The organism is Methylocystis suflitae (genome assembly GCF_024448135.1).
Taxonomy (GTDB): domain Bacteria; phylum Pseudomonadota; class Alphaproteobacteria; order Rhizobiales; family Beijerinckiaceae; genus Methylocystis; species Methylocystis suflitae.
The window spans coordinates 1-26580 of sequence record NZ_JAMRYX010000071.1 but is presented as its reverse complement, the minus strand read 5'-3'; the positions used below and the strand labels follow the sequence as shown (position 1 = coordinate 26580).

Below are 26580 nucleotides of genomic sequence, written 5' to 3'. Positions count from 1 at the left end.
CGCGTCGAGATGAACGATCAAACCCCCGCGCCAGACCAACCCGCTCCCGCCTCCCAAGGCCTGCGCAACTTCAACATCAACTTCGGCCCGCAGCATCCGGCGGCGCATGGCGTGCTGCGCCTGATTCTGGAGTTGGACGGCGAGGTCGTCGAACGTGTCGACCCGCATGTCGGGTTTCTGCATCGCGGCACCGAAAAGCTGATGGAGTCGCGCACCTATCTGCAGAACGTGCCCTATTTCGATCGGCTCGATTATTGCGCGCCGATGAATCAGGAGCATGCGTTCTGTCTCGCCATCGAGCGCCTGCTTGGCGTCGAAGTTCCGCGTCGCGGCCAGCTCATCCGCGTGCTTTACGCCGAAATCGGCCGGCTGCTCTCGCATTTGCTCAACGTCACCTCGCAGGCGATGGACGTCGGCGCGCTCACGCCCCCGCTCTGGGGCTATGAAGAGCGCGAAAAGCTGATGGTGTTCTATGAGCGCGCCTCGGGCGCGCGCATGCACGCCAATTATTTCCGTCCCGGCGGCGTCGCGCGCGACCTGCCCGACCAGCTCGTCGAGGATATTGGCGCGTTTTGCGATCCGTTCCTCAAGGTCGTCGAAGATCTCGATGAACTCTTCATCGGCAACCGTATCTTCAAGCAGCGCAACGTCGACATCGGCGTCATCTCTCTGGAAGACGCCTGGAAATGGGGCTTCTCGGGGGTGATGGTGCGCGGCTCGGGCGCCGCCTGGGATCTGCGCAAGGCGCAGCCTTACGAATGCTACGAGGAGATGGAGTTCGACATCCCGGTCGGCAAGCATGGCGATTGTTACGACCGCGCCGTGATCCGCATGGAGGAGATGCGGCAGTCGACCTCGATCATGAAACAATGCGTCGAAAAGCTGATGCGCGCCGAAAACCGCGGCCCGGTGATGGCGCCCAATCATAAGATCACGCCACCCTCGCGCGGCGAGATGAAGCGCTCGATGGAAGCCTTGATCCATCACTTCAAGCTCTTCACCGAGGGCTTCCATGTGCCGCAGGGCGAGGTCTACGCCGCGGTCGAGGCGCCTAAGGGCGAATTTGGCGTCTATCTCGTGTCCGATGGCGGCGACAAGCCGTATCGCTGCAAGATTCGCGCGCCCGGCTTCGCGCATTTGTCCGCCATGGATTTTCTTTGCAAGAACCACATGCTCGCTGACGTCTCGGCGATTCTGGGTTCGCTCGACATCGTGTTCGGGGAGGTCGATCGCTAATGTCCGTCCGTCGTCTCGCCGAAAAACAGACAGAGAGCTTCGAGTTCACGCCCGAAAACAAGGCGTGGCTCGAGAAGCAGATCGCCAAATATCCCGACGGCCGCCAGGCCTCGATGGTCGTGCCGGCGCTGTGGCAGGCGCAAAAGCAGCATGACAATTGGTTATCGCAGGCGGCGATCGAAAAAGTCGCGGACGCGCTCGGCATGGCGAAGATCCGCGTGCTCGAAATCGCGACCTTCTATTCGATGTTCAATCTGGAGCCCGTCGGCAAATATTTTATCCAGCTTTGCGGCACGACGCCGTGCATGCTGGCCGGCTCGGATGAGATCATTGACGTGCTGCATCGCCGGGTCGGTCCTCAGCGGCGCGTGACCGACGATGGGCTGTTTTCCTGGCTCGAGGTCGAGTGCCTCGGCGCGTGCTGCAACGCGCCGATGGTGCAGATCAACGACGACTATTACGAGGATCTTACCGCCGAGAATTTCGAGAAGCTTCTCGATAATCTCGCCGCGGGTCGACCGGTGAAGATCGGCTCGCAAATCGGGCGCGTCTCTTCGGAGCCGGCGGGCAAGTTGACGAGCCTGACCTCGCTTTACGGCGACGGCGCGAAGTAGCGGAGGGAAGAGGAAAAACCATGCTTTCCGACGCAGATCGTATCTTCACCAATCTTTATGGCCTGGGCGACAGATCGCTCGCCGGCGCGCGAAAGCGCGGGCAGTGGGACAACACCAAGGCGCTGCTCGACAAGGGCCGCGACGCGATCATCAATGAGATCAAGGCGTCAGGTCTGCGCGGGCGCGGCGGCGCCGGGTTTTCGACGGGCCTGAAATGGTCCTTCATGCCCAAGGAAATCGATCCCAAGCGGCCGCATTATCTCGTCATCAACGCCGACGAGTCGGAGCCCGGCACGTGCAAGGATCGCGAGATCATGCGCAACGATCCGCATACGCTGGTCGAAGGCGCGCTCATCGCGAGCTTCGCCATGGGCGCGCATGCCTGTTACATTTACATTCGCGGCGAATTCATCGCCGAGCGCATCGCGCTCCAGAAAGCCGTTGACGAAGCCTATGAAGCGCGGCTGATCGGCAAGAACAACGTCCACGGCTATCCGTTCGATCTTTACGTCCATCACGGCGCGGGCGCTTATATTTGCGGCGAGGAGACCGCGCTGCTCGAAAGCCTCGAAGGCAAGAAGGGCATGCCGCGCTTAAAGCCGCCGTTCCCGGCCAATGTCGGTCTTTATGGCTGCCCGACGACGGTCAATAACGTCGAGTCGATCGCCGTCGCGCCGACCATCCTGCGCCGCGGCGCCGCCTGGTTCGCCGGCATCGGCAAGCCCAACAACACGGGCACCAAGCTCTTTTCGATTTCCGGCCACGTCAATCGGCCATGCAATGTCGAAGAAGCGATGTCGATCTCGTTCCGCGAACTGATCGAGACCCATTGCGGCGGCGTGCGCGGCGGCTGGGACAATCTGCTCGCGGTCATCCCCGGCGGTTCATCGGTGCGCTGCGTGCCGTCGCATGAGATCGTCGACTGTCCGATGGATTTCGACAGCCTGGTGGCGTTGAAGTCCGGCCTCGGCACGGCGGCGGTGATCGTCATGGACAAATCGACCGACATCATCCGCGCCATCGCGCGCCTCTCTTACTTTTACAAGCACGAGAGCTGTGGCCAGTGCACGCCGTGCCGCGAGGGCACGGGCTGGATGTGGCGGGTCGTGCAGCGCATGGTCGAAGGCCGCGCGCATAAAAAAGAAATCGACATGCTGTTCGATGTCTCGAAACAGATCGAAGGCCATACGATCTGCGCGCTCGGCGACGCCGCGGCCTGGCCGATCCAGGGGCTCATCACGCATTTCCGCGACGTGATCGAGAAGCGCATCGATCAATATGCCGCGAACCCACATCCCGATCCGATCCGCGTGGCGGCCGAGTGATGATCGAACCCATCGAGACTTCGGAGAGAGCGAAGTGACCAAGATTCTCGTCGATGGCGTCGAAGTGGACGTGCCGGGAGAGTTCACGCTGCTGCAGGCCTGCGAGCAGGCCGGCGCCGAGATTCCGCGCTTTTGCTATCACGAACGCCTGTCGATCGCCGGCAATTGCCGCATGTGCCTCGTCGAGGTGAAGGGCGGGCCGCCGAAGCCGCAGGCCTCCTGCGCCATGTCGGTAAAGGATTTGCGCCCCGGTCCGAACGGCGCGCCGCCGGAAGTTCTCACCAAGTCGCCGATGGTGAAGAAGGCGCGCGAAGGGGTGATGGAGTTCTTGCTGATCAATCATCCGCTGGATTGCCCGATATGCGATCAGGGCGGCGAATGCGATCTGCAGGATCAGGCGCTGGTCTTTGGCGTCGACAGCTCGCGTTTTCATGAAAACAAGCGCGCGGTCGAAGACAAATATATCGGCGTCCTGGTCAAGACCGAGATGAACCGCTGCATCCATTGCACGCGCTGCGTCCGCTTTACGGCGGAGGTCGCCGGCACGGGAGACATGGGCGCGATCGGCCGCGGCGAAGATATGGAGATCACCACCTATCTCGAAAGCGCGATGACTTCCGAGCTGCAGGGCAATGTCGCGGATCTTTGTCCGGTCGGCGCGCTGCTGCCCAAGCCGCAAAGCTTCCGTGGCCGTCCCTGGGAATATCAGAAGACCGAGACAATCGACGTCATGGACGCGCTTGGCTCGGCGATCCGCGTCGACTCGCGCGGCCGTGAAGTCATGCGCATTCTGCCGCGCATCAACGACCTCGTGAATGAAGAGTGGATTTCCGACAAGACGCGCCAGATCGTCGACGGTCTGAAGACGCAGCGTCTTGATCGCCCCTATATCCGCGAGAACGGTCGGCTGCGCCCGGCCTCCTGGCAGGAGGCGCTCGCCGCCGTCGCCGCCAAAACCAAGGCGACGTCCGCATCGCGCATCGGCGCGCTCGTCGGCGATCTCGCCGCGGTCGAAGAGACCTTCGCACTGAAGCTCCTCGCCGAGCAGCTTGGAACGCCTAACCTCGATTGCCGCCAGGACGGCGCCAAACTCGATCCGAAATTCGGCAGAGCCTCTTATCTCTTCAATGCGACGGTCGCGGGGATCGAGCAGGCGGGCGCCGCGCTCATCATCGGCGCCAATCCGCGCAAGGAAGCGCCTGTTCTCAACGCGCGACTCCGCAAGCGCTGGCTCAGAGGCGACTTCAAGATCTCGCTTGTCGGCGAGCGCGCCGATCTCACCTACGACTACGACTATCTCGGCGCTGGCCCCGAATCGCTTCTGCAGTTCATCCGCTCCGCAAAGCCGGTTGAGAAGCTGCTCGTCATCGTCGGGCAGGGCGCATTGGCGCGCGATGACGGCGAGGCGGCGCTCACTCTCGCCGCTCAGGCCGCGCAAAGGCTCGGCGGTCTCGGCGACGGCTGGAACGGCTTCTCGGTCCTGCATACGGCGGCCGCGCGCGTCGGCGCGCTCGATCTCGGCTTCACGCCCGGCGCCGGCGGCTTGGATGCTCGCGCGATGGCGAAGGCCGGCGCGCTCGATCTCATCTTCAACCTCGGGGCCGATGAAATCGCGATCGAACCCGGCGCCTTCGTGGTTTACCTCGGCACCCATGGCGATCGCGGCGCGCATCGCGCCGACGTGATCCTGCCTGGCGCCGCCTATACGGAAAAATCCGGGCTTTACGTCAATACCGAAGGCCGCGTGCAGCGCGCCTTCCGCGTCGTCTTCCCGCCCGGAGAAGCGCGAGAGGATTGGGCGGTGTTGCGCGCGCTCTCGGGGGCGCTCGGCAATCCGCTGCCCTTCGACTCTCTGGCGGCGTTGCGTCGGCTGCTCATCGAGTCTCACCCGCACTTCGCGGAACTGGATGAAATTGCGCCGGGCGAATCCGCGCAGGTCGTCGCTCTCGCAAATCATCCGGCCGTGGCGATGAAGGATTCCTTCGCGCCGGCGATCCAAAACTTCTACTTCACAAATCCGATCGCCCGCGCGTCGGCGATCATGGCGGAATGTTCGGCGCTGGCGCAGGGCCGGCTTGCTCAAGCGGCGGAATAGGAGCTTTGGACGTGAGCGACGGTTGGGCGAGCGCCATTTCGGATTTCTTCATCGCGTATCCGCTTCTTCTCGCGCTCGTGAAGAGCGTTTTGCTCGCGGTCGCGTTGCTGATCTACGTGGCCTATGTGATCCTCGCGGACCGCAAAATCTGGGCGGCGGTGCAATTGCGCCGCGGACCGAATGTCGTCGGACCCTGGGGGCTTCTGCAGAGCTTCGCGGACTTTCTCAAGTTCGCGCTCAAGGAGCCGGTGATTCCGGACGTCGCCAATAAGGGCGTTTTCCTGTTCGCGCCCTTCATTATGGCGACGCTCTCGATCGCCGCCTGGGCCGTCATTCCGGTCGCCGACGGCTGGGCGGTCGGCGACATCAATGTCGGGATCCTTTATATTTTCGCGCTGTCCTCGCTTGGCGTCTATGGCGTCATCATGGGCGGCTGGGCGTCGAATTCGAAATATCCGTTCCTGTCGGCGCTCCGCTCGGCGGCGCAGATGGTCTCCTACGAGGTCTCGATCGGCTTCGTCATCATCACGGTGCTGCTCTGCGCCGGCTCGCTCAATCTGACCGATATCGTTCACGCGCAGGATACGTCCTACGGCATGGCCGGCTGGTATTGGCTGCGCCTGTTCCCGATGTTCGTCATCTTCTTCGTCTCGGCGCTCGCCGAGACCAATCGTCCGCCGTTCGATCTTGTTGAGGCGGAGTCGGAGCTCGTCGCCGGCTTCATGATCGAATATTCGGCGACGCCCTACGTTCTGTTCATGCTCGCCGAATATGTGGCGATCGTCACCATGTGCGCGCTGCTGACGATCCTGTTCTTCGGCGGCTGGCTGCCGCCGATCAAAGTCGCGCCCTTCACCTATGTGCCGGGCGTGATCTGGTTCACGCTGAAGGTGAGCTTCTTTTTCTTCTTCTTCGCCATGGTGAAGGCTTTCGTGCCGCGCTATCGCTACGATCAGCTGATGCGTCTGGGCTGGAAAGTCTTCCTGCCGATCTCCCTCGCCATGGTCGTCATCGTCGCCGCCGTGCTGCAGTTCTGGCCGGCGGGACCGGCAGGCAGTTGAGGCCGTCATGAAACTCGATCAAGCCGCCAAGTCGCTCTTCCTCACCGAATTCGTCGGCGCATTCCTGCTGTCGATGCGCTATTTCTTCAAGCCGAAGGCGACGATCAACTATCCGCACGAAAAGAATCCGCAGTCGCCGCGCTACCGCGGCGAGCATGCGCTGCGCCGCTACCCCAATGGCGAGGAGCGCTGCATCGCCTGCAAACTGTGCGAGGCCATCTGTCCTGCGCAGGCGATCACCATCGAAGCCGGACCGCGCCGCAATGACGGCACCCGCCGCACGACGCGCTACGACATCGACATGGTCAAATGCATCTATTGCGGCTACTGCCAGGAGGCCTGCCCGGTCGACGCCATTGTCGAGGGGCCCAATTCGGAATTCTCGGTCGAGACGCGCGAGGAGCTTTACTACAACAAGCAGCGTCTGCTCGAGAACGGCGACCGATGGGAGCGCGAGATCGCGCGCAACATCGCGATGGACGCGCAGTACAGGTAACACGAAGATATGACGTTGCGGTCGCACCCCCTCCCTGTCCCTCCCCCGCTTCGCGGGAGAGGGGACGCATGCGAGCAGCATTGGCGTAGCGCTGGGGCCACGCCGTATCTGCTCCCTCTCCCGCGTAGCGGGGGAGGGTTGGGGTGGGGGCACTCCGCGAACGAACACGCCGCATCGGCGCAGTAAGGACGAAGAACGTGCAGGCCGTATTTTTCTACCTATTCGCGACAATCATGATCGCCTCGGCCGGCGTCGTGATCTTCGCGCGCAACCCTGTGCACTCGGTGCTCTTTCTCATCCTCGCGTTCTGCAATGGCGCGGGGCTGTTTCTGCTCGCCGGCGCGGAGTTCCTGGCGATGATCCTGATCGTCGTCTATGTCGGCGCGGTCGCGGTATTGTTCCTGTTCGTCGTCATGATGCTCGACGTCGACTTCGCCGAACTGAAGCAGGGCTTCGCTAAATATCTCCCCGTAGGCGTCGGGGTTGGCGTCGTCGTCCTTGCGGAACTCGGTTTTGTCGCGCTCGGCTGGAGTTCGGCGCCTTCCGCCGCTGACGCCGCCGCCAATCCGATCATTCCGCAAATGAGCAACACCGCGGCGCTCGGCCAAATCCTCTATACGAAATATGTGATCTTCTTTCAGGCGTCCGCGCTTGTGCTGCTCACCGCCATGATCGGCGCCATCGTGCTGACGCTCCATCACAAGCCCAACATCAAGCGGCAGAAGATCGACGAGCAGAATGCGCGCACGCGCGAAAATGTGATCGAGATCAAGAAAGTTCCGTTTCGGACCGGCGTCTAACGAGGACATCCATGCTGACCATCGGCCTTACGCATTACCTCGTCGTCGCGGCGGTCCTGTTCACGCTCGGCGTCGCCGGCATCATCCTCAACCGCAAGAACATTATCGTCATTCTCATGTCGGTTGAGCTGATACTGCTTGCGGTCAATCTGAACTTCGTCGCCTTCTCGCAGTCGCTCGCCGATTTGACCGGCCAGGTGTTCGCGCTCTTTGTGCTCACCGTGGCGGCGGCGGAAGCGGCGATCGGCCTTGCGATTCTCGTCGCCTTCTATCGCAATCGCGGCACCATCGCCGTCGAAGACATCAATTCCTTGAAGGGCTGACCCCAGCGATGATTTACGCCATCGTCTTTCTTCCGCTTGTCGGCTTTCTGATCGCAGGCGCGCTCGGACCCTGGATCGGGGCGCGCGCCTCGGAGTTCGTCACGACGAGCTTCTTGATGATCTGCGCCGTGCTGTCGTGGATCGTTTTCTTCGACGTCGCGCTCGGCCACAATCATGGCTACGCGCCAATCATCGGCAATTGGATGACCGTGGGCGACCTCAAGATCGACTGGGCGCTGCGCGTCGACACGCTGACGGCGGTGATGCTCGTCGTCGTCAACACGGTGTCGAGCCTCGTGCATCTCTACTCAGTCGGCTACATGCACGAGGATCCGGATCGCCCGCGCTTCTTCGCCTATCTGTCGCTCTTTACCTTCGCCATGCTGATGCTGGTGACCGCCGACAATCTCGTGCAGATGTTCTTTGGCTGGGAGGGCGTCGGGCTCGCCTCCTATCTGCTCATCGGCTTCTGGTATCAAAAGCCCTCGGCGAACGCCGCCGCGATCAAGGCCTTCGTCGTCAACCGCGTCGGCGACTTTGGCTTCGCGCTCGGGATTTTCCTCGTCTTCCAACTCACGAAGTCGCTTGGCTTTGAGGAGGTCTTCGCCGCCGTCCCGGGACTCGCCGGCAAAACGATCCACGTGTTCGGGATGGATGTCGACGCGCTGACGATGGCCGCTTTCCTGCTCTTCATCGGCGCGATGGGCAAGTCGGCGCAGTTCTTCCTGCACACATGGTTGCCGGACGCGATGGAAGGTCCGACGCCGGTCTCCGCGCTCATCCATGCGGCGACCATGGTGACTGCCGGCGTGTTCATGGTCGCGCGGCTGTCGCCGATCTTCGAACATGCGCCTGCGGCGCTCGAATTTGTGACCATCATCGGCGCGGTGACCGCATTTTTTGCCGCGACGGTCGGTCTCGTTCAAAACGACATCAAGCGCGTGATCGCCTATTCGACCTGTTCGCAGCTCGGCTATATGTTCGTCGCGGAAGGCGTCGGGGCCTATTCGCTCGGCATCTTTCATCTCTTCACGCATGCCTTCTTCAAGGCGCTGCTGTTTCTCGGCGCGGGCTCGGTCATCCACGCGATGCATCACGAGCAGGACATGCGCAACATGGGCGGGCTGCGCAAGGACATACCCTTCACCTTCGCCATGATGACGATCGGCACGCTGGCGCTGACCGGCTTTCCCTTTACGTCGGGCTATTTCTCCAAGGATGGAATCATCGAAGCGGCGTTCGCCGCCGGCGAGCACCACACAACGGCGATGATCGGCTTCGTTGCGACCGTCGTCGCCGCGGGGCTGACGTCCTACTATTCCTGGCGTCTGGTGTTCATGACCTTCTTCGGCCAGCGCCCAGCGCATCCCGTCGCGGTCAATCATTCGCATGACGAACCGGCGAGCGCGGACGAGCATGCTCCCGGCCACGACGATCACGCGCACGACGATCACGGGCATGACGATCATGGCCATCATGCGCCGCATGAATCGCCGCTGGTGATGCTGATCCCGCTGGCGGTGCTCGCCGTCGGCGCGCTTGCGGCCGGCTATGTGTTCGAGCCCGATTTCGCCGGTCACGCCTATGCCGAATTCTGGAAGGGCGCGATCTTTACCGGCGAGCACAATGAGATCCTGCACGAGATGCACGCCATTCCCGCCTGGGCCGGCTATGCGCCGACCGCGATGATGGTTCTGGGCTTCCTCGTGTCGCTCTATGTCTATGTGCTGAAGCCGGGAACCGCTCAGGCGCTGGCGAGAACCTTCCCGCGGCTTTACCAGTTCCTGCTCAACAAGTGGTATTTCGACGAACTCTACGACTTCCTATTCGTTCGGCCGGCCTTCGCTCTCGGCAGAATGTTCTGGAAGGGCGGCGATGGCGCGATCATCGACGGCCTCGGGCCTGATGGCGTCGCCGCGCGGGTCGCGGACGGCGCGCGGCTCGCCGTGCGCTTGCAGACCGGCTACGTCTATCACTACGCCTTCGCCATGCTCATCGGCGTCGCGGCGGTCGTCACATACTTCGTCGCCGGAGGGCTGCGCTGATGTTCGGTTTCGGCATTCTCTCCGGCGTCACCTTCCTGCCGCTTGTCGGCGTCGCCTTCCTCCTCACCCAGAAGGGCGACGACGAGGCGAGCCTGCGCAACATCCGCTGGGCGACGCTGGCGACCACGCTCGCGACCTTCGCACTGTCGCTTGTCATCTGGTCCGGCTTCGACACGACAAGCGCGGCGTTCCAGTTCGTCGAGGAGAAAAACTGGCTCGGCTCGGGCCTTGTCTACAAGATGGGCGTCGACGGCTTTTCGATGCCCTTCGTCCTGCTGACGACCTTCTTGATGCCCTTCGCCATTCTCGCTTCCTGGGACTCGATCCAGAAGCGCGTGAAGGAATATATGATCGCCTTTCTCGTGCTGGAGACGCTGATGATCGGCGTCTTCTGCGCGCTCGACCTCGTGCTGTTCTATCTCTTCTTCGAGGGCGGCCTCATCCCGATGTTTCTCATCATCGGAATCTGGGGCGGCAAGCGGCGCGTCTACGCGAGCTTCAAATTCTTTCTCTACACGCTCGTCGGCTCGCTCCTCATGCTGGTCGCGATCCTCGCCATGTATGGCAAGGCCGGCACGACCGACATCACCGTGCTGCTGCATACCGACTTCCCCAAGGAGATGCAGACCTGGCTGTGGCTCGCCTTCTTCGCCTCCTTCGCGGTGAAGATGCCGATGTGGCCGGTGCACACTTGGCTGCCTGATGCGCATGTCGAGGCGCCGACGGCCGGCTCCGTGATCCTTGCGGCGATTCTCCTGAAGATGGGCGGCTACGGTTTCATCCGCTTCTCGCTGCCGATGTTTCCGGACGCTTCGACCAATTTCGCGCCGCTCATCTACGCTTTGTCAGTGATCGCGATCGTCTACACGTCGCTCGTCGCGCTCGTTCAGGAAGACATCAAGAAGCTCATCGCCTATTCGTCCGTCGCGCATATGGGCTTCGTCACGATGGGCCTCTTCACGCTCAATGCTCAAGGCATGCAGGGCGCGATCTTCCAGATGATCTCGCACGGCTTAGTCTCCGGCGCGCTGTTCCTTTGCGTCGGCGTGATCTACGACCGCATGCATACGCGCGAGATTGCGGCCTATGGCGGCCTCGTCAACCGCATGCCGATCTACGCCTTCGTGTTCATGCTGTTCACTATGGCCAATGTCGGGCTGCCGGGAACGACGGGCTTCATCGGCGAATTCCTGTCGCTGACCGGCGCGTTCCAGGCCAACAGTTGGGTGGCGCTGATCGCAACGAGCGGAGTCATCTTTTCTGCGGCCTATGCGCTCTATCTCTACCGCCGCGTGATCTTCGGGGTCTTGGACAAGGCCAGCCTCAAGAACATCACCGATCTGACGCCGCGCGAGATTGCGATCTTCACGCCTCTCGTTCTGCTCACGATTTACTACGGCGTACAACCGCAGGCCATTCTGAACGCGACGCAGGCGTCGGTCGACAATCTCATCCAGACCCATACGGCGCTCATCGACGCGGTTAAGCTCGCGGCCGCTGGCCAATGACGGATCGCTGACGATGCCCTTTTTCGTTCAACTCGCGCATCACTTTCTTCCCGAGACCATTCTCGCCGTCGGCGTGATGGCGCTGATCCTCATCGGCGCCTTCCGAGGCGAGCGCGGTTTTGGCCTTGTCGACGAAATGGCCGTCGGCATTCTGGGCCTCGCCTTGGTCGCGATTGCGCTGTCGAGCACGCCCGACACGAGCATATTCGACGGCGCCTATATCGACGACGGGTTTTCACGCTTCATGAAAGCGCTGACGCTCATCGGCGCGATCGTGTCGATTCTGCTGTCCGTCGACTGGCTGCAACGCAACGGGCTCGAGAAATTCGAATATCCGGTGCTCATCATTCTCTCGACGCTGGGCATGATGCTGCTGATTTCGGCCGATAACCTCATCGCGCTCTATCTCGGCCTCGAACTAATGTCGCTGGCGCTCTATGTCATGGCCGCCTTTGCGCGCGAGGACGGGCGGTCGTCGGAGGCCGGGCTGAAATATTTCGTCCTCGGCGCGCTCTCTTCCGGCATGATGCTTTACGGCGCGTCGCTGCTCTATGGCTTCGCCGGAACGGTGTCTTTCGCCGAGATCGCGGCGGCCGTCTCGACCTCCCCGCCGATTGGCGTGATCTTCGGGCTGGTCTTCGTCCTGGCGGCGCTCGCCTTTAAAATGTCGGCGGCGCCCTTCCATATGTGGACGCCCGACGTTTATCAGGGCGCGCCGACGCCGGTCACTGCCTTCTTCGCTTCGGCCGCCAAAATGGCGGCGGTGGCGATCACCGTGCGCATTGTCATCACCGCTTTTCCGGGCGTGAAAGACCAATGGCGCCAGATCATCATCTTCATTGCCATCGCTTCCATGCTGCTCGGCTCTTTCGCGGCGATCGGACAGGAGAACATCAAGCGGCTGATGGCCTATTCCTCGATCGGCCATATGGGCTTTGCGCTGATCGGACTCGCGGCTGGCGACGAGGCGGGCGTGCGCGGCGTCGCGATCTACCTCACGATCTATCTGATCATGACTCTCGGCGCCTTCGCCGCCATTCTCGCGATGCGCGTCGAAGGCAGATATGTCGAGAATATCTCCGACCTCGCCGGCCTGTCGCGCACTAACAGCTGGATGGCCTTCTTCCTGGCGATGCTGATGTTCTCGCTTGCCGGCGTTCCGCCGCTCGCGGGCTTTTTCGCCAAATATTACGTGCTCCTCGCCGCGGTCGACGCTGGCCTCTTTGGCCTCGCGGTCATCGGCGTCCTGGCGAGCGCGGTCGCGGCCTATTACTATCTGCGGGTCGTCAAGGTCATGTATTTTGATGAACCGGCGCCGGCCTTCGACCGCGCGCCGATGGCGCTGCGCGCGGTGCTTGGCGTTTCCACGCTGGCGCTGCTTGGCTTTTGGGTCTATCCCACGCCGGTCATGGATGCGGCGGCGGCGGCGGCCAAATCGCTTTTCTAGGGAGGTAATTCGCGCGTGGAGTTGGGATCATTGGCGCGCGCCAGCGGCGTGCGTCTCCTCGCGCTGGAGAGCGTCGATTCGACTAATGACGAAGCCCGACGTCTGATCGAGGCCGGCGAGCGCGGACCGTTGTGGGTGGTCGCCGCACGGCAGACGCGCGGCCATGGCCGTCTGGGACGCGAATGGATTTCGCCGCCGAGCAATCTTCATGCAAGCCTTGTTCTGGGCAATTTCGGCGAAGCCGCCGTCGCGCCGCAGCTCGGCTTCGTGGCGGGGGTCGCGGCGATGCGCGGCTTGCGCGCCGCGACAGGCGGCGCCGGCAGCTTCGCGCTGAAATGGCCGAATGATCTTCTGCTCGAGGGCGCCAAGCTCGGCGGGATTTTGCTTGAGAATGTCGGCGTGCCGACGGGCGATGCGCGCGCGCCGCGCGGCTCCGTCGTCATTATCGGCCTCGGCGTCAACTGCGCCGAGGCGCCGCGCGATCTGCCCTTTGAAGCGCGCGCGCTTGCGTCGATTGGGCCGAAGGCGCCGGACGCCGCCACGCTCTTCGCTCATCTTTCCGACGCGTTCGTCGAAACGCTCGATCTCTGGCGCGGCGGCGAGGGCTTCGCCCACATCCGAGACGCTTGGCTGACGGACGCCGCCTATCTCGGGTCTCACATCCGAGTCGAGCTTCCCCGCGGGACAGTCGAGGGACGCTTCGAGACCATCGACGCGATCGGCCGGCTTGTATTAGCGACGCGCGAGGGCGAGCGCGTCATCGAGGCGGGCGATGTGTCGCTTGGGCCCCGGCAGACCACGGCGGGAGGCGTCGCATGACGACGCCGGACGCCGACCTCGTGTTCCTGCCGCTCGGCGGCTTGGGCGAAATCGGCATGAACATGGCGCTTTACGGCTATGGGCCGCCGAAAGCGCGCAAATGGCTGATGGTCGACTGCGGCCTGGGCTTTCCCGGGCCGGAGGCGCCCGGCGTCGATCTCGTCTTCGCCGACATCGCCTTCGTCGAGAAGATCGCGCGCGATCTTGTCGGCATTTGCATCACCCATGCGCATGAGGATCATATCGGCGGGCTCGCGACCTTATGGCCGCGACTCAAATGCCGAGTCTTCGCCACCCCCTTTGCGGCGGGCCTCCTCGAAGTGCGAAGGCTGAACGAACCTGGCGCGCCGAAGATCGACATCTCCCTGACGCATGCCGGGGCAAAGCTCGATCTCGATCCGTTCGAAGTCGAATATGTCGCCGTCGCGCATTCGATTCCGGAAGCGAATGCGCTCGCCATCCGCACGCCGCTCGGGCTGCTGCTCCACACCGGCGACTGGAAGATCGATCCGCAGCCCGGCGTTGGAACGCGCATCGACGAGGCGCGGCTCCGCGCGCTCGGCGACGAGGGCGTCACCGCGCTCATCTGCGACTCGACCAACATCCTGCGCGAGGGCGACAGTTTTTCGGAAGCCGACGTCGCGCGCACTTTGCGCACGCTGATCGCCGAAGCGCCGGGCCGGGTGCTGGTCACGACCTTCGCGTCCAATATTGCGCGGCTGCGCGGCATCGGCGAAGCGGCGCAGGCCTGCGGGCGCACCGTCGTCGTCGCCGGAAGAGCGATGGATCGCGCCATCCAGGTCGCGCGAGATTGCGGCTATCTCGACGGGCTGCCCGGATTTCACGCGCCCGAATTGCTGCCGACCTTGCCGCGCGACAAAACCGTCGTCATCGCGACCGGAAGCCAAGGCGAAACTCGCGCCGCCATGGCGCGGGCGGCGGCGAACGAACACCCGGCGATCAAGCTTGTCGCGGGCGATCGGGTGATCTTTTCTTCGCGGGTCATTCCCGGAAATGCGCGCGACGTCTTTCGCGTCATCAACGCCCTCTGCGACATTGGCGTCGAGGTCATCACCGACCACGACCACCTCGTGCATTGTTCAGGCCATCCGCGGCGCGGCGAAGTCACGCAAATGTACGAATGGGTCCGGCCGCAGATCGCCGTGCCGGCGCATGGCGAGGCGCATCATCTCACTGCGCACGCGGCCTTCGCCAAGTCGCATGGCGTGTCGCAAGTCGTCTCGGCGCGTAACGGCGATATCGTGCGACTGGCCCCGGGCGCGCCGGGCATTATCGGCAAGGCCCCGCACGGCCGTCTGATGAAGGATGGCGACGTCGTCATCACTGACGACGACGGCGCCGTGCGCGACCGCGCGCGCCTCGCTGTCACCGGCGTTATTTCCATCGCGCTCGCGGTTGACCGCAAGGGCGAGCTTGTCGGCGATCCGGACGTCGTCTTCGCTGGGGTGCCGAAGCGCGGCAAATTCGGCGAGGACATGGGGGAAGTCATCGACGAGGCGCTCTTCGCCGCCTTCGAGGCGCTGTCGCGTCCGCGACGCCGCGACGCCAACGCCGTTTCAACGGCGATCGAACGGGCGGTGCGCGGCGCGGTCGGGTCCGTCTGGGGCAAGAAGCCGACCGTGCATGTGATGGTCGTCGCGACGTAGCGCGAGGCCCTAAAAAAGGGTGTGAAACCCTCTCCCTTAGGGAGAGGGGTTACGCGCTTCTTTTCAGTCGCGGCGGCGGCGCCAAGCGGGTACGCTGCACTTGGAGCGAATCGCGCATGGACGATCGGCCTGCCTATTATGAATTTTTCGCCGGCGGCGGCATGGCCCGCGCCGGGCTCGGCGACGGCTGGCGGTGCCTTTTCGCCAATGACTTCGATCGCAAGAAAGCCGAGAGCTACCGCGCCAATTGGGGTGGCGAGGAGCTGCATGTCGGCGACGTGCGCGAGATCTCCACGGCGCAATTGCCGGGCCGCGCCGATCTCGTCTGGGCGTCCTTCCCCTGTCAGGACCTATCGCTCGCCGGCGCCGGCGCGGGACTGAAGGGCGAAAGGTCCGGCACGTTCTGGCCGTTCTGGGCGCTGATGAAGGCGCTGCGCCAAGAGGGACGTGCGCCTTCGATCATCGTGCTCGAAAATGTCTGCGGCGCGCTCACCTCGCATGGCGGCAAGGATTTTGAAAGAATCTGCGAGGCGCTGGCGAAGGAGCGCTACAGGTTTGGCGCGCTCATTATCGACGCGGCGCTGTTCGTTCCGCAATCGCGCCCGCGGCTGTTCATCGTTGCAATACACGAAAACGCGCTCATTCCTTCGTCATTGACGGAGGAGTACGCAAAGATGCCTTTCCACACAAATTCGCTGCTTGCCGCTTATGAGCGTTTCCCTATTCGTCTGAGAGACCGCTGGCTCTGGTGGAACTTGCCCGCCCCGCCATTGCGGAACACTACTCTTGCCGATGTGGTTCAAGAGATGGGAACTAGCACTTCTTGGCATTCGCCGGAGCAAACGCAAGCTTTGTTGTCTCGTCTCGGCCCACTTCACCGCATAAGATTGGCTGAGGCGATAAAATTGGGGAAGCCAGTAACGGGAACAGCTTTCAAGCGAATGCGTAAAGATATTCAGGGACAATCTGTTCAGAGGACTGAGATTCGGTTTGACGGAACTGCGGGATGTTTGAGAACGCCTGCGGGAGGATCGAGCAGGCAAATCCTGCTTTCTGTGGATGCACGGGTCGTGAGAAGCAGACTTGTTTCTGCGAGGGAGGCAGCTCGTCTGATGGGAGTGGATGAAAGTTATATATTACCATCCAGTTACACAGATTCTTTACACTTACTTGGTGATGGAGTCGCGGTTCCTGTTGTCAGGTATCTTAGCTCAAACCTGCTCGAACGATTATGTATGAAGCATGCGCAGCCTAAGCGTTCAAAACGAAAGAAGCTGGCCGCATGAGCATTGAGGCACATGAAATTGATGAGTTTGTTAACATAAATCGGGCCAACTCCGTTGGGCGATTATGCGTATTGGTTTTCGTTTCAAATAGATTGAGAGCTGCGAGTTATCCTTTTTCTCTTCAGCCGTTGCTGACAGAAAATGGCGGGCAAATTAGCGGATTAAACGGTCAGAGTGTTCAAAAGATCCTGCGTAACTGCGGAGCCGATATCCCTTTGTCTTTGCTTGGAGAAGCGGGCCGAACGAATAGGGGTAGTGTTCGTAGCGCTCAGCAACTGATTGATTTCCTCAATGCAAGGTTGGGTCCTCAAGGATCACCTAATGGGGCATTGCAATTTATTGAACACGCCTTCGCAGCACGCATTGCCAGTTTGCTGGACGAAAAGGGGCGAATCTACAGAACGCTCCCCACCAACGATCCTAACCACGGCGGCCCCCGTTTCGAAATACGAGACAACAAGTTTGCGATTGAGGCTGGTAGAACTGCTGGCGACGGCGCTGATTATGCTGCAGTCGGAAAGTTGACGCGAGAGCTGCGTCGCATGGTTCTGGGGCTTCAGGACAGCTTTAGTACCGCGCATAACTGCTATCAGAAACTCAAGCCGCTGATCTCAAAATATCTAAATGAGATCGAAAGAGAGAATGCTGAACTTGATATTACAAGGGTGTATTTTTTGGGTCTGGAAATCGAGGCTCAAATTGACGCAGTAGATGCGCCAGATAGCGAAGACCCGCCTTTCAATCCTGAACGAAGCGCATCACTGCGAGCATTCCGAATTGCGCATGGAACGCTCGTCGCTCTTACCCCAGAGGGGAAGGCGTACCTGCAGGCAGGGGCGGAGTATAGGGGCGCGCAAGTAGATATAGCCACTTTCCGTGAGCATTCGACGCACTTAGTCCTGCAAGCAAAACAAGAAGGGCTGCTTGAAGGTGCAAGCGCAGACACTATAAGCGAAATTAATGCTTTTGCGGGGAAGGGCCAAGCGCCCGAGCGAAGCTCTTTTCTCGCGGTGGTCACATCGCAGAATCTTTGGTCGAATGTTATTGCAAAAATTCTGACCGATTACGTTGTTCCAGAAGCAGGAGCTTTATTGCTGTTAGCAATCACTTTTATTAAGACTCACGCAACAGAGTTTTTAGCACTTGCCGAGTCGGCTGCAGCGTATTTTCGTTGGCTTGTTGACGCATTAAAGTGGCTTCTAGGCGTTGGCTGAAATTGCTGCCAAGCGCTCCGCCATCATGCGCGCGGTGAAGGGGCGCGACACCGCTCCCGAAATCGCCGTGCGGACGATGTTGAGGCGTTTCGCGCCGTTCTATCGGCTGCATCGCAAGGACGTTCCCGGCAATCCGGACATCGCCTACATCGGCCGCAAGCGCGCGATCTTCGTCCATGGCTGCTTCTGGCACGGGCATGAGTGCCCGCGCGGCGCGCGCAGCCCTAAGGCCAACGCCGACTATTGGCGCGCCAAGATCGCCAGGAATGTCGCCCGTGACGCGGCGCATCGTGAAAAGCTCGCGGCGCAGGGCTGGCGCGCGCTCACGGTCTGGGAATGCGAGCTGAAGGATAAAGCCGGCGTCGAAAAGAAGCTGCGCGAATTTTTGGAGTAGGGGCGCGCAACCCTCTCCCAGAGGGAGAGGGTGGTCGCCGGAGGCGACCGGGTGAGGGGATGCGCCCATTGAATGAAGCGCGTCGCTGTCTCATCCGGTTGGATAAATTTGAAGGCGCAGCAACCCCTCACCCCGGTCCTTCGGACCGACCCTCTCCCGATGGGAGAGGGTTATCGCCCCTCAGTCCTTGGCGCGCTCGACATAGGCGCCGTCCTCGGTCTGGATCACGACGCGCGTGCCCGGCTGAATATGCGGCGGGACCATGACGCGCGCGCCATTTGCGAGCTTCGCCGGCTTATAAGACGAGGATGCGGTCTGGCCTTTCATCGCCGGCTCTGTCTCGACGATCTCCAGCGTCACGCGCGGCGGCAACTGAATGCCAACGGCCACGCCGTTGAACATCGACAGGATGCAGACCATGCCCTCCTGCAGCCACTGCGCCTGATCGCCGATCACATCGCCGGGCACGATGATCTGCTCATAGCTCGCCTGATTCATGAAGTGATAGCCGTCGCCGTCATTGTAGAGATAGCTGAAATCCTGATCCTCGACGAAGGCGCGCTCGACCTGTTCGGTCGTCTTGTAGCGGTCCGTCGTTTTGACGCCGTCCGAGAGGCGGCGCATGTCGATCTGCGTCGTCGGCGTGCCCTTGCCGGGGAAAAAACTTTCGGCGGTCAGGACGACGTAAAGCTGCCCATCCTCCCTCTCGATGATATTGCCTTTGCGAATCGAACTGGCGATGACTTTCACGTCCGTATCCCTTATTGCCGGCCTAGTTTATGAACGGCGGTCAGACCATATTTCGGGCGCGCCGGCAATCCGGGCCCCGCCTCGGGGAGACCTCATGACGCGCGCGTCGCCTTGGTGGGCTCGGCATGTTTATGCCGACCGCAAGCCCTTTCTCAAGTCGCGGGCGGCGATCGCCGCCGCCACCCGACGCTTCTTCGCGGCGGAAGGCTTCGCCGAGGTCGAAACGGCGGCGCTTCAGCTATCCGGCGGCAATGAAACGCATCTTTCGGCCTTCGCGACGGAGCTGATAGGCTCGGATGGCGACCGGAGCCGGCTTTATCTCCATACCTCGCCGGAGTTTTCCTGCAAGAAGCTGCTCGCGGCGGGCGAGGAGCGGATTTTCACCCTTGCGCGCGTCTTCCGCAATCGCGAGCGCTCCGCCTTGCACCATCCGGAATTCACCATGCTGGAGTGGTATCGCGCCGATGCGCCGACCCTGCGGCTGATGGAGGATTGCGCCGGACTGCTGGCGAGCGCGGCGCGGGCGGCGGGCGCGACCGATTTCGCCTGGATGGGGCGCGTTTGCGATCCATTCGAGGAGCCGCAGATCATCAGCGTCTGCGACGCCTTTGCGATCCACGCCAGCATTGATTTGGAATCTCAGCTCGACGACCGCGACGGGCTCGCGCGCGCCGCCGCGCGCGACGGCATAAGGGTCGTCGAAGACGACGGCTGGTCGGATCTGTTCAGTAAGATCATGTCCGAAAAGATCGAGCCTATGCTCGGTCGCGAGCGGCCGACCATTTTGACGGATTATCCGTTGAGCGAGGCGGCGCTCGCCCGCGCCAACGCCGACGATCCGCGCTTCGCCGATCGTTTTGAACTCTATGTCTGCGGCGTCGAACTCGCCAATGGCTTCGCCGAATTGACCGACGCGGCGGAGCAGCGCCGGCGCTTCGAGGCGCAGATGCAGGAGAAGCGTCGCATCTACGGCGAGACCTATCCGATCGACGAGGATTTTCTCGCCGCTCTGGCTGAGATGCCGCCGGCCTGCGGCGTCGCGCTCGGCTTCGATCGGCTGGTGATGCTCGCGACGGGAGCTGAGCGCATCGAGCAGGTGCTGTGGACGCCAGTGGTCGAGCGCGGCACGCCGCTCTAGTTTCTCATTCGAATAAACGACGCAACGCTGGCGCGCACGTCCTACGCTGCCAACGACGTCCATATTGGCGCCATTTGGCGGCGAAGGCGGGCGATGCGCGCTCGCCCGCCGCGCATGATTTCATGGAGGGCGCGATGGGCCTTAAATTATTGCTGAAATCTATCGTGGCGATCGCCCTGACGATCACGACCGCCGCCATGGCGCAACAGAAGGGAACGCCGGCTGCGCCTTCTGCGCCGGTGACAACTTTCGACGATAAGCTCGTCAAGATCGGAGAACTCGCCCCCGGCTTTGGCGGCATGTATTTCGACGAGAAGGGCGCGCTGCAGGTCTATATGAAAAACGCCGCCGAACTGCGCAGCGCGGACTCGATGAAAGCCGCGCGGTCGCAGGTCACGTCGGCCATCGCCAGCGTGCTCGGCGCGGAGTTCCTGACGCAAAACGCCGCCGCCAAAGGCCGCGCTCAAGAACCGAACATCATCAAAGGCGACTACGACGTCGTCGAACTCGCCAAATGGAAGAAGAGCTTCAGCCCGGCGCTTGACGGCCAGGAAATCGTCTTCGTCGATCTCGACGAACGCCGCAATCGCGTGACCATCGGCGTGGTCGGCGATCCGTCGCGCCAGAGATTCGAAGCGCTGGCGAAATCGCTCGGCGTTCCGTTTGAAGCGCTGATCATCGAAGAAACGCAGCCGATCCGTTTCCACGCCTCGTTGCGCGACAAAAGCCGGCCGGTTCCCGGCGGCGTCCAGATCGAAATCGACACCGGCGTCTTCGCCTTCAAGATCTGCACGCTCGGGTTCAACGTCGTGCGCAACGGCCGCGACGGCTTCGTGACCAATTCTCATTGCACCAAGAATCGCGGCGTCAGCAATGACGACGATTTCCATCAACCGAACGATCCGCTGCTTTCCGGCAATAAGATCGGCGACGAGGATAGCGACCCACCATATTTCACCGGCGGCCTGTGCCCCTCGGGCAGGAAATGCCGCTTCAGCGACAGCGCCTACGCCGACTACCGAATCGACCGCGGCCGTTTCGAAATCGCGCGAACGACGAATAATGTCGGCTCGCTGACGATCAACAGCTTCCCGGGCGTCTTCCGGATCATGAGCGAGACGCCGGACTCGGTCGTCGGCATGAGGCTCAACAAAGTCGGCCGCACGACGGGTTGGGCCTTCGGCGACGTGCGCGCGACCTGCATCGACGTCAATGTCGCGGACACCGACATCAGGCTGCTGTGCCAGAGCCGCGTCGCGCGGGTGAGCGGGACGAACAAGCTGACGGACAATGGCGACAGCGGCTCGCCCGTCTTCTCCATCCTGCCGACCGCCAGCCAGGCGAGCCTGCACGGCATTCTGTGGGGCGGACCGGACGACGGCAGCTCCTTTGTTTTCAGCCCGATGAGCATGATCGAGCAGGAGCTTGGACCGCTCACCACCTTCACGGCGCAGCAGCCGCCGCCCCCGCCGCCGCCGGAGCCGACGCCGCGCGAGCAGTGCCTGCGGGAATGCAACGCGGAGCGCGACGCCTGTCTCGCCGATGGCGGCCTGGGGTCGCAATGCATCCCCGCCTGGCGGCGCTGCCGGGAGCAGTGCCCGGCCCAGTAGCCCGCGGTTCGGGGAGGCGTCTGGCCCTGAGAGGGGCCAGGCCGGCTCCGCTTCCAAATTCCCCCGCCTTGAGGTATGAGACGCTGCATCGCAACAACAGCCAGCGTCTCAAGTTACCGGCCGCTCTCGGGCGGCCGCAGAGGCGGCTGTTTTACCTGGCCGGCCTTTGAACATGCAGCTGCGCAACATCGCCATCATCGCCCACGTCGACCATGGCAAGACCACGCTCGTCGACCGCCTGCTCCAGCAGTCGGGCGCCTTTCGCGAAAATCAGCGCGTCGCCGAGCGCGTGATGGATTCGAACGATCTCGAAAAAGAGCGCGGCATCACCATCATGGCGAAGGCCACTTCCATCACCTGGAAGGACGTGCGCATCAACATCGTCGACACGCCCGGCCACGCCGATTTCGGCGGCGAGGTGGAGCGCATCCTGTCGATGGTCGATGGCGCCATCGTGCTCGTCGACGCCGCCGAAGGCCCGATGCCGCAGACGAAATTCGTCGTCGGCAAGGCGCTCAAGATCGGCCTGAAGCCGATTGTCTGCGTCAACAAAGTGGACAAGCCCGACGCCCGCGTCTCGGAAGTCGTCAACGAGGTCTTCGACCTTTTCGCCGCGCTCGACGCCACCGACGAGCAGCTCGACTTCCCGATCATCTACGGCTCGGCCAAGCAGGGCTGGATGGCCGAGGAGCCGACCGGTCCGCAGGACGGCATGGCGCCGCTCTTCGATCTCGTGGTTAAGCATGTGCCGGCGCCCACCGTCGAGGACGGCGGCTTCCGTATGCTCGGCACACTGCTGGAGGCCAATCCCTATCTCGGCCGCATCATCACCGGCCGCGTCTTCGCCGGCAGCATAAAGCCCAATCAGGCGGTGAAGGTGCTCGACCGCACCGGCAAGATCGTCGAACAGGGGCGCGTGTCAAAAATTCTCGCCTTCCGTGGCATCGAGCGCCAGCCGATCGAGGAGGCGGAAGCCGGCGATATCGTCGCCATCGCCGGCCTCGAAAAATTCAACGTCGCCGACACGCTCTGCGCGCTCGACGTGAACGAACCCTTGCAGGCGCAGCCGATCGATCCGCCGACGCTCTCCATGACCTTCCTCGTCAATGACAGCCCGCTCGCGGGCACGGAAGGCGACAAGGTCACGAGCCGCATGATCCGCGCGCGTCTCTTCAAGGAGGCCGAAGGCAATGTGGCGCTGCGCGTCGAGGACGCGCCGGCGGGCGACGCCTATATCGTCTCGGGTCGCGGCGAATTGCAGCTCGGCATTCTGATCGAGACCATGCGCCGCGAGGGTTTCGAGCTTGGCGTCTCGCGTCCGAAGGTCGTCTATAAGAAGGATGAGAACGGCGAGATCCTCGAGCCGATCGAAGAGGTCGTCATCGACGTCGACGAGGAGCATAGCGGCGTCGTCGTTCAGAAGATGAATGAGCGCAAGGCCGAGATGATCGAGATGCGCCCGTCAGGCGGCAATCGCCTGCGGCTCGTCTTCCATGCGCCGACGCGCGGCCTCATCGGCTATCAGGGCGAGCTTCTCACCGACACGCGCGGCACGGCGATCATGAACCGCCTGTTCCATGAATATGCGCCCTTCAGGGGCGAGATTCAGGGCCGCCGCAACGGCGTGCTGATCAGCAATGATTCCGGCGAGGCCGTCGCCTATGCGATGTGGAAGCTCGAAGATCGCGGCCCGATGATGATCGAGCCCGGCTGGAAGGTCTACAAGGGCATGATCGTCGGCGAGCATACGCGCGACAATGATCTCGAGATCAATGTCTTGAAGGGCAAGCAGCTCACCAATATCCGCACGCAGTCGAAGGACGAGGCGGTGCGTCTGACGCCGCCGATCCAGATGACGCTGGAAAAGGCGCTGGCCTATATCGAGGACGACGAGCGCGTCGAAGTGACGCCGAAATCGATCCGCCTGCGCAAGGTGTTTCTCGACCCCAACGACCGCAAGAAGGCGAAGGGCAAGGCCGCGCTGGTGGAGTGAGCGAGGTTCGCCAATCGCCCAAGCCCCTCACCTTACCTCTCCCCGCGAGCGGGGAGAGGGGATAGCGGCGCAGCGCCTTCTGCACGTCGCGCGCGCGATTTTTTCGCGAATCGCCTGACGCCTCTTCTCCCCCGCTTGCGGGGAGAAGTGCGATGAGGGGCGAGGGGATTGGCGCTCCGCCTACTGCAGCCCCACCGGATCGACGACGCCGCTTGGGCAGCCGGGATCCGTCGCCGGCGCAGCCGCCACAAGATCGGCGAGCTTGCTGTCGGGTTTGATGTCGCCGCTCAATCCGATGGTCATCTCGACGATGAGATTACGGCCGCCGTCTCTCTTGCACGCGACGCGCACCCGATCGGCGGCGCCGTCGCCGAAGGTCTCGTTGAACGCCGCCTTGAGCTGATCGCGCGTGATCTCCTGGCCGATATGCGCCGCGAAAAGCTCCCGAACCTTGGAGCTGTTCAGCTGCGACGTCAGCGCGAGCGAGCGCGCAAAATAGATTTCCGCCTCACTCCCGGGAAAGCAGGTGCCATGTTTGATCCACTCGTGCCGTTCGAGCAGCGACATCGTTCCCGGCATGACTTCTGATAGCGCGTGCCTTGTCGCGTCGGAGAGTTCGGGCTCGGGCAGGCCGTTCCACCGGTTGTCCTTATCGGCGGCGACGATGTGGCGATCGACGTTGCAATATTGTTTTTTGGGCCAGAGTCCATGCAGCGTGAAATGCGTCGCGTCGAACCGGTCTGGTCTTTGCGTTTCGCATTCCGTTTTGTCGGGCTTGCCTTCGCAAAAGGCCGGCTGCCAGCTCACGGCGAGGATGTAATCCGGCTTTTGCGCCGCCGCGCCGCCGTCATGCTCTTGCTCGCCGGAGGCATCTTCGCCGCCGATTCCCGGGCCGCCGCCCTCGGCCAGCGTCGCCTCGCCGCATCCGACCGCGACCCAGCGGCGACCCGGATGAGCGTCGGGGACATCGATGAGATAATGCGTCGCGTTCGGCTTGTTCTTGGCGAAAATGGAATAATGCCCATTCGGCTCGACGCTGACGTTTCCCGGATTGGCGCCGGTTCTGATCGATTGCAGCGCGGGACAGGACTGACGGGCGACGAAGGTTCCCGATGCAGGCGTATCCGCCGTCGCGCCTGAGGCGACGAGCGACAATGACGAGCAAAGCAGGATTCGAAAAGCGCGTGCGCGCATGACGCCAACTCCAAAAACATCAGCAACGCGGGGAAGGGTAATGCGGGCGGGCAATGCGAGCAAGCAATGTCTGATTGCGCGATTGCTTCGACGCGACGAAAGCCACGTCTCGTAAGGGGTGAAACTCCGAGGACCCCGCTCAATTGTATTGAGGCATATTCCAAGAAAAAAGGTCTCCGTGAAGAGCATGGCGCTCACGAAGCAACCTCATCCTGAGGAGCGACCGAAGGGAGCGTCTCGAAGGACGAGGTTGCGTCCTCCTCATGCGGCGCCCTCTTGCTCGCCCTCGTGCTTCGAGACGGCTGCTTCGCAGCCTCCTCAGCATGAGGGCTTAAGGAGCGCCATTCAAACAGGGCTCGTTACGGGCGCCTCATTCTGCGCTCAGCGCCTCTCTCAACCGCGCCAAATCATCCGGCAGTTCGCTTTCAAACATCATCTCCTCTTTCGTCACCGGATGCTCAAACCCCAGCGTCGCGGCGTGCAGCGCCTGGCGGTCCAAACGCTCGACGATCTCGCGCGCGGCGGGCGTCAGTTTCGCGACCTTGGTTTTAAATCCCGCGCCATAGGTTTGATCGCCAATCAGCGGATGGCCGATATGGGCCATATGCACGCGGATCTGATGGGTGCGGCCGGTTTCCAGCTGGCAGCGCAAGAGCGACGCGACGCCATAATCCTCGACCTTTTCCCAATGCGTGATCGCCTCGCGGCCGCGGGTTTCCGACACCACCGCCATTTTTTCGCGCTGCGTCGAATGGCGGCCGAGCGGCGCGTCGACCGTTCCCTGCGCGCGGTCGGGAACGCCCCAAACGAAGGCGAAATATTCGCGCGTCAGCGACAGTTTGCGGCCGTGATCGGCGAAGAGGCGCGAGAGGCCATGATGCGCGGCGTCGGTCTTGGCGACGACCAAAAGGCCGCTCGTATTCTTGTCGATGCGATGCACGATGCCGGGCTTCTTCACGCCGCCGACGCCGGAAAGGCTGTCGCCGCAATGAGCGATCAGCGCATTGACCAGCGTGCCGCTCTCATGCGCGCTCGCCGGATGCACGACGAGGCCGGCCGGCTTGTCGATAACGAGGAGATGCGCGTCCTCATAGACGACGTTAAGCGCGATATCTTCGCCCTGCGGCTCGGCCGGCGCCGGCGGCGGCACGTCGAGCGTCACGTGATCTCCGGCGCCAAGCTTCTTCGCCGGATCGCGCGCCGTCTCGCCGGCAAGGGTCGCGCGGCTGTCCTCGATCAGCCCCTTGATGCGGCTGCGCGACAGATGCGCGGCGACGATCTCCGGCTGTTCCGCGAGAAAGCGGTCGAGCCGGGCGCCGGCGTGCTGCGGCGCAACGAGAAATTCGAAGCGCTCGGCGGATGCGTCAATTTGAGGCAGAGCCTTGACCGTCATTCAGCTTTTTTTCCGCGCGCCAGCGCGCACATGATATGAGAGCCACCGAAACGCAGGCGTGGCGCGAGCGGAGGCGTGAACCTCCGCCATTGTGCGCATCGAAAAACGCCGCCCAAGGGAGGCTTTTCCATTAGCGACGCCGAGGCTCCGTTCTGCGCCGTCATCGGCGCGG

Annotated in this window: 22 protein-coding genes; 19 read left to right on the top strand and 3 right to left on the bottom strand. The window is 62.4% G+C overall.

From position 1 onward, the window contains the following. Positions 1-9: 9 nt before the first annotated feature. The 16 genes from NEI07_RS05815 to NEI07_RS05740 all read left to right on the top strand — a co-directional run bounded on the left by NEI07_RS05815 (position 10) and on the right by NEI07_RS05740 (position 18330). Positions 10-1236 (top strand): NADH-quinone oxidoreductase subunit D, encoded by a 1227-nt coding sequence (locus tag NEI07_RS05815; RefSeq protein WP_256033332.1) that lies wholly within the window; start codon positions 10-12, stop codon positions 1234-1236. After that, a complete protein-coding gene (gene nuoE / locus NEI07_RS05810) occupies positions 1236-1850 on the top strand; it encodes an NADH-quinone oxidoreductase subunit NuoE (RefSeq protein ID WP_256033330.1) in 615 nt (204 codons plus the stop codon). Before NEI07_RS05815 ends, nuoE begins: the two co-directional genes overlap by 1 nt. 20 nt (positions 1851-1870) lie before the next feature. Beyond that, positions 1871-3175, top strand: a complete 1305-nt coding sequence (gene nuoF / locus NEI07_RS05805) for an NADH-quinone oxidoreductase subunit NuoF (protein WP_256033327.1) — start codon at positions 1871-1873, stop codon at positions 3173-3175. Between the two features lie 34 nt (positions 3176-3209). Then, complete coding sequence (gene nuoG / locus NEI07_RS05800; RefSeq protein WP_256033326.1) at positions 3210-5270, top strand: NADH-quinone oxidoreductase subunit NuoG; 2061 nt, start codon at positions 3210-3212, stop codon at positions 5268-5270. Positions 5271-5281: 11 nt separating this feature from the next. Beyond that, positions 5282-6331 carry an NADH-quinone oxidoreductase subunit NuoH gene (gene nuoH, locus NEI07_RS05795; RefSeq protein ID WP_407659851.1) on the top strand — a complete coding sequence of 350 codons (1050 nt, stop codon included), beginning with the start codon at positions 5282-5284 and terminating at the stop codon, positions 6329-6331. A 7-nt stretch (positions 6332-6338) separates the two neighbouring features. Continuing rightward, complete coding sequence (gene nuoI / locus NEI07_RS05790; protein ID WP_014891222.1) at positions 6339-6827, top strand: NADH-quinone oxidoreductase subunit NuoI; 489 nt, start codon at positions 6339-6341, stop codon at positions 6825-6827. 197 nt (positions 6828-7024) lie between these two features. Next, positions 7025-7627, top strand: a complete 603-nt coding sequence (locus NEI07_RS05785; protein WP_123177172.1) for an NADH-quinone oxidoreductase subunit J — start codon at positions 7025-7027, stop codon at positions 7625-7627. 11 nt (positions 7628-7638) lie between these two features. Then, complete coding sequence (gene nuoK, locus NEI07_RS05780; protein ID WP_014891220.1) at positions 7639-7950, top strand: NADH-quinone oxidoreductase subunit NuoK; 312 nt, start codon at positions 7639-7641, stop codon at positions 7948-7950. 8 nt (positions 7951-7958) lie between these two features. Then, the gene (gene nuoL / locus NEI07_RS05775) at positions 7959-9995 is read left to right on the top strand and encodes an NADH-quinone oxidoreductase subunit L (RefSeq protein ID WP_256033324.1); all 2037 of its coding nucleotides are present in this window, start codon (positions 7959-7961) and stop codon (positions 9993-9995) included. Continuing rightward, complete coding sequence (locus NEI07_RS05770) at positions 9995-11503, top strand: NADH-quinone oxidoreductase subunit M (RefSeq protein ID WP_256033323.1); 1509 nt, start codon at positions 9995-9997, stop codon at positions 11501-11503. The genes nuoL and NEI07_RS05770 overlap by 1 nt, the downstream gene beginning before the upstream one ends. Before the next feature lie 13 nt (positions 11504-11516). Then, positions 11517-12950 (top strand): NADH-quinone oxidoreductase subunit NuoN, encoded by a 1434-nt coding sequence (gene nuoN, locus NEI07_RS05765; protein WP_256033322.1) that lies wholly within the window; start codon positions 11517-11519, stop codon positions 12948-12950. Positions 12951-12980: 30 nt separating this feature from the next. Further along, a complete protein-coding gene (locus NEI07_RS05760) occupies positions 12981-13769 on the top strand; it encodes a biotin--[acetyl-CoA-carboxylase] ligase (RefSeq protein WP_256033320.1) in 789 nt (262 codons plus the stop codon). Beyond that, positions 13766-15436 carry a ribonuclease J gene (locus NEI07_RS05755; RefSeq protein WP_256033319.1) on the top strand — a complete coding sequence of 557 codons (1671 nt, stop codon included), beginning with the start codon at positions 13766-13768 and terminating at the stop codon, positions 15434-15436. The genes NEI07_RS05760 and NEI07_RS05755 overlap by 4 nt, the downstream gene beginning before the upstream one ends. A 116-nt stretch (positions 15437-15552) precedes the next feature. Further along, on the top strand, positions 15553-16722 hold the full coding sequence (locus NEI07_RS05750; protein ID WP_256033318.1) for a DNA cytosine methyltransferase: 1170 nt from the start codon (positions 15553-15555) through the stop codon (positions 16720-16722). Continuing rightward, a complete protein-coding gene (locus tag NEI07_RS05745) occupies positions 16719-17936 on the top strand; it encodes a DUF4928 family protein (protein WP_256033317.1) in 1218 nt (405 codons plus the stop codon). The genes NEI07_RS05750 and NEI07_RS05745 overlap by 4 nt, the downstream gene beginning before the upstream one ends. After that, entirely contained in the window at positions 17929-18330 is a 402-nt protein-coding gene (locus NEI07_RS05740) for a very short patch repair endonuclease (RefSeq protein ID WP_256033316.1), read from the top strand. The genes NEI07_RS05745 and NEI07_RS05740 overlap by 8 nt, the downstream gene beginning before the upstream one ends. Before the next feature lie 180 nt (positions 18331-18510). Here NEI07_RS05740 and efp read toward each other — a convergent pair whose 3' ends face one another. Then, on the bottom strand, positions 18511-19080 hold the full coding sequence (efp, locus tag NEI07_RS05735) for an elongation factor P (RefSeq protein WP_256033314.1): 570 nt from the start codon (positions 19078-19080) through the stop codon (positions 18511-18513). 94 nt (positions 19081-19174) lie between these two features. On the opposite strand from efp, the gene epmA reads away from it, so the two are divergent. The 3 genes from epmA to typA all read left to right on the top strand — a co-directional run bounded on the left by epmA (position 19175) and on the right by typA (position 23821). Continuing rightward, positions 19175-20218, top strand: coding sequence for an EF-P lysine aminoacylase EpmA (gene epmA, locus NEI07_RS05730; RefSeq protein ID WP_256033311.1), 1044 nt, complete (start codon positions 19175-19177; stop codon positions 20216-20218). A gap of 134 nt (positions 20219-20352) precedes the next feature. Beyond that, on the top strand, positions 20353-21828 hold the full coding sequence (locus NEI07_RS05725; protein WP_256033308.1) for a S1 family peptidase: 1476 nt from the start codon (positions 20353-20355) through the stop codon (positions 21826-21828). 172 nt (positions 21829-22000) lie between these two features. Beyond that, positions 22001-23821 carry a translational GTPase TypA gene (gene typA / locus NEI07_RS05720; RefSeq protein ID WP_256033306.1) on the top strand — a complete coding sequence of 607 codons (1821 nt, stop codon included), beginning with the start codon at positions 22001-22003 and terminating at the stop codon, positions 23819-23821. A gap of 180 nt (positions 23822-24001) precedes the next feature. On the opposite strand, the gene NEI07_RS05715 is transcribed toward typA, so the two are convergent. Together NEI07_RS05715 and NEI07_RS05710 are read right to left on the bottom strand one after the other, a co-directional pair. After that, the gene (locus NEI07_RS05715) at positions 24002-25015 is read right to left on the bottom strand and encodes a ribonuclease T2 family protein (protein WP_256033304.1); all 1014 of its coding nucleotides are present in this window, start codon (positions 25013-25015) and stop codon (positions 24002-24004) included. 370 nt (positions 25016-25385) lie between these two features. Then, positions 25386-26408 (bottom strand): RluA family pseudouridine synthase, encoded by a 1023-nt coding sequence (locus tag NEI07_RS05710; RefSeq protein ID WP_256033303.1) that lies wholly within the window; start codon positions 26406-26408, stop codon positions 25386-25388. Positions 26409-26580: the final 172 nt, after the last annotated feature.

Coding starts and splice junctions, on each gene's coding strand:
- nuoE (WP_256033330.1), top strand. CDS start 1,236: ATGTCCGTCCGTCGTCTCGCCGAAAAACAGACAGAGAGCTTCGAGTTC.
- epmA (WP_256033311.1), top strand. CDS start 19,175: ATGACGCGCGCGTCGCCTTGGTGGGCTCGGCATGTTTATGCCGACCGC.
- typA (WP_256033306.1), top strand. CDS start 22,001: ATGCAGCTGCGCAACATCGCCATCATCGCCCACGTCGACCATGGCAAG.
- nuoF (WP_256033327.1), top strand. CDS start 1,871: ATGCTTTCCGACGCAGATCGTATCTTCACCAATCTTTATGGCCTGGGC.
- NEI07_RS05815 (WP_256033332.1), top strand. CDS start 10: ATGAACGATCAAACCCCCGCGCCAGACCAACCCGCTCCCGCCTCCCAA.
- NEI07_RS05745 (WP_256033317.1), top strand. CDS start 16,719: ATGAGCATTGAGGCACATGAAATTGATGAGTTTGTTAACATAAATCGG.
- NEI07_RS05715 (WP_256033304.1), bottom strand. CDS start 25,015: ATGCGCGCACGCGCTTTTCGAATCCTGCTTTGCTCGTCATTGTCGCTC.
- NEI07_RS05770 (WP_256033323.1), top strand. CDS start 9,995: ATGTTCGGTTTCGGCATTCTCTCCGGCGTCACCTTCCTGCCGCTTGTC.
- NEI07_RS05725 (WP_256033308.1), top strand. CDS start 20,353: ATGGGCCTTAAATTATTGCTGAAATCTATCGTGGCGATCGCCCTGACG.
- NEI07_RS05710 (WP_256033303.1), bottom strand. CDS start 26,408: ATGACGGTCAAGGCTCTGCCTCAAATTGACGCATCCGCCGAGCGCTTC.
- NEI07_RS05750 (WP_256033318.1), top strand. CDS start 15,553: ATGGACGATCGGCCTGCCTATTATGAATTTTTCGCCGGCGGCGGCATG.
- nuoN (WP_256033322.1), top strand. CDS start 11,517: ATGCCCTTTTTCGTTCAACTCGCGCATCACTTTCTTCCCGAGACCATT.
- nuoL (WP_256033324.1), top strand. CDS start 7,959: ATGATTTACGCCATCGTCTTTCTTCCGCTTGTCGGCTTTCTGATCGCA.
- nuoI (WP_014891222.1), top strand. CDS start 6,339: ATGAAACTCGATCAAGCCGCCAAGTCGCTCTTCCTCACCGAATTCGTC.
- nuoK (WP_014891220.1), top strand. CDS start 7,639: ATGCTGACCATCGGCCTTACGCATTACCTCGTCGTCGCGGCGGTCCTG.
- NEI07_RS05755 (WP_256033319.1), top strand. CDS start 13,766: ATGACGACGCCGGACGCCGACCTCGTGTTCCTGCCGCTCGGCGGCTTG.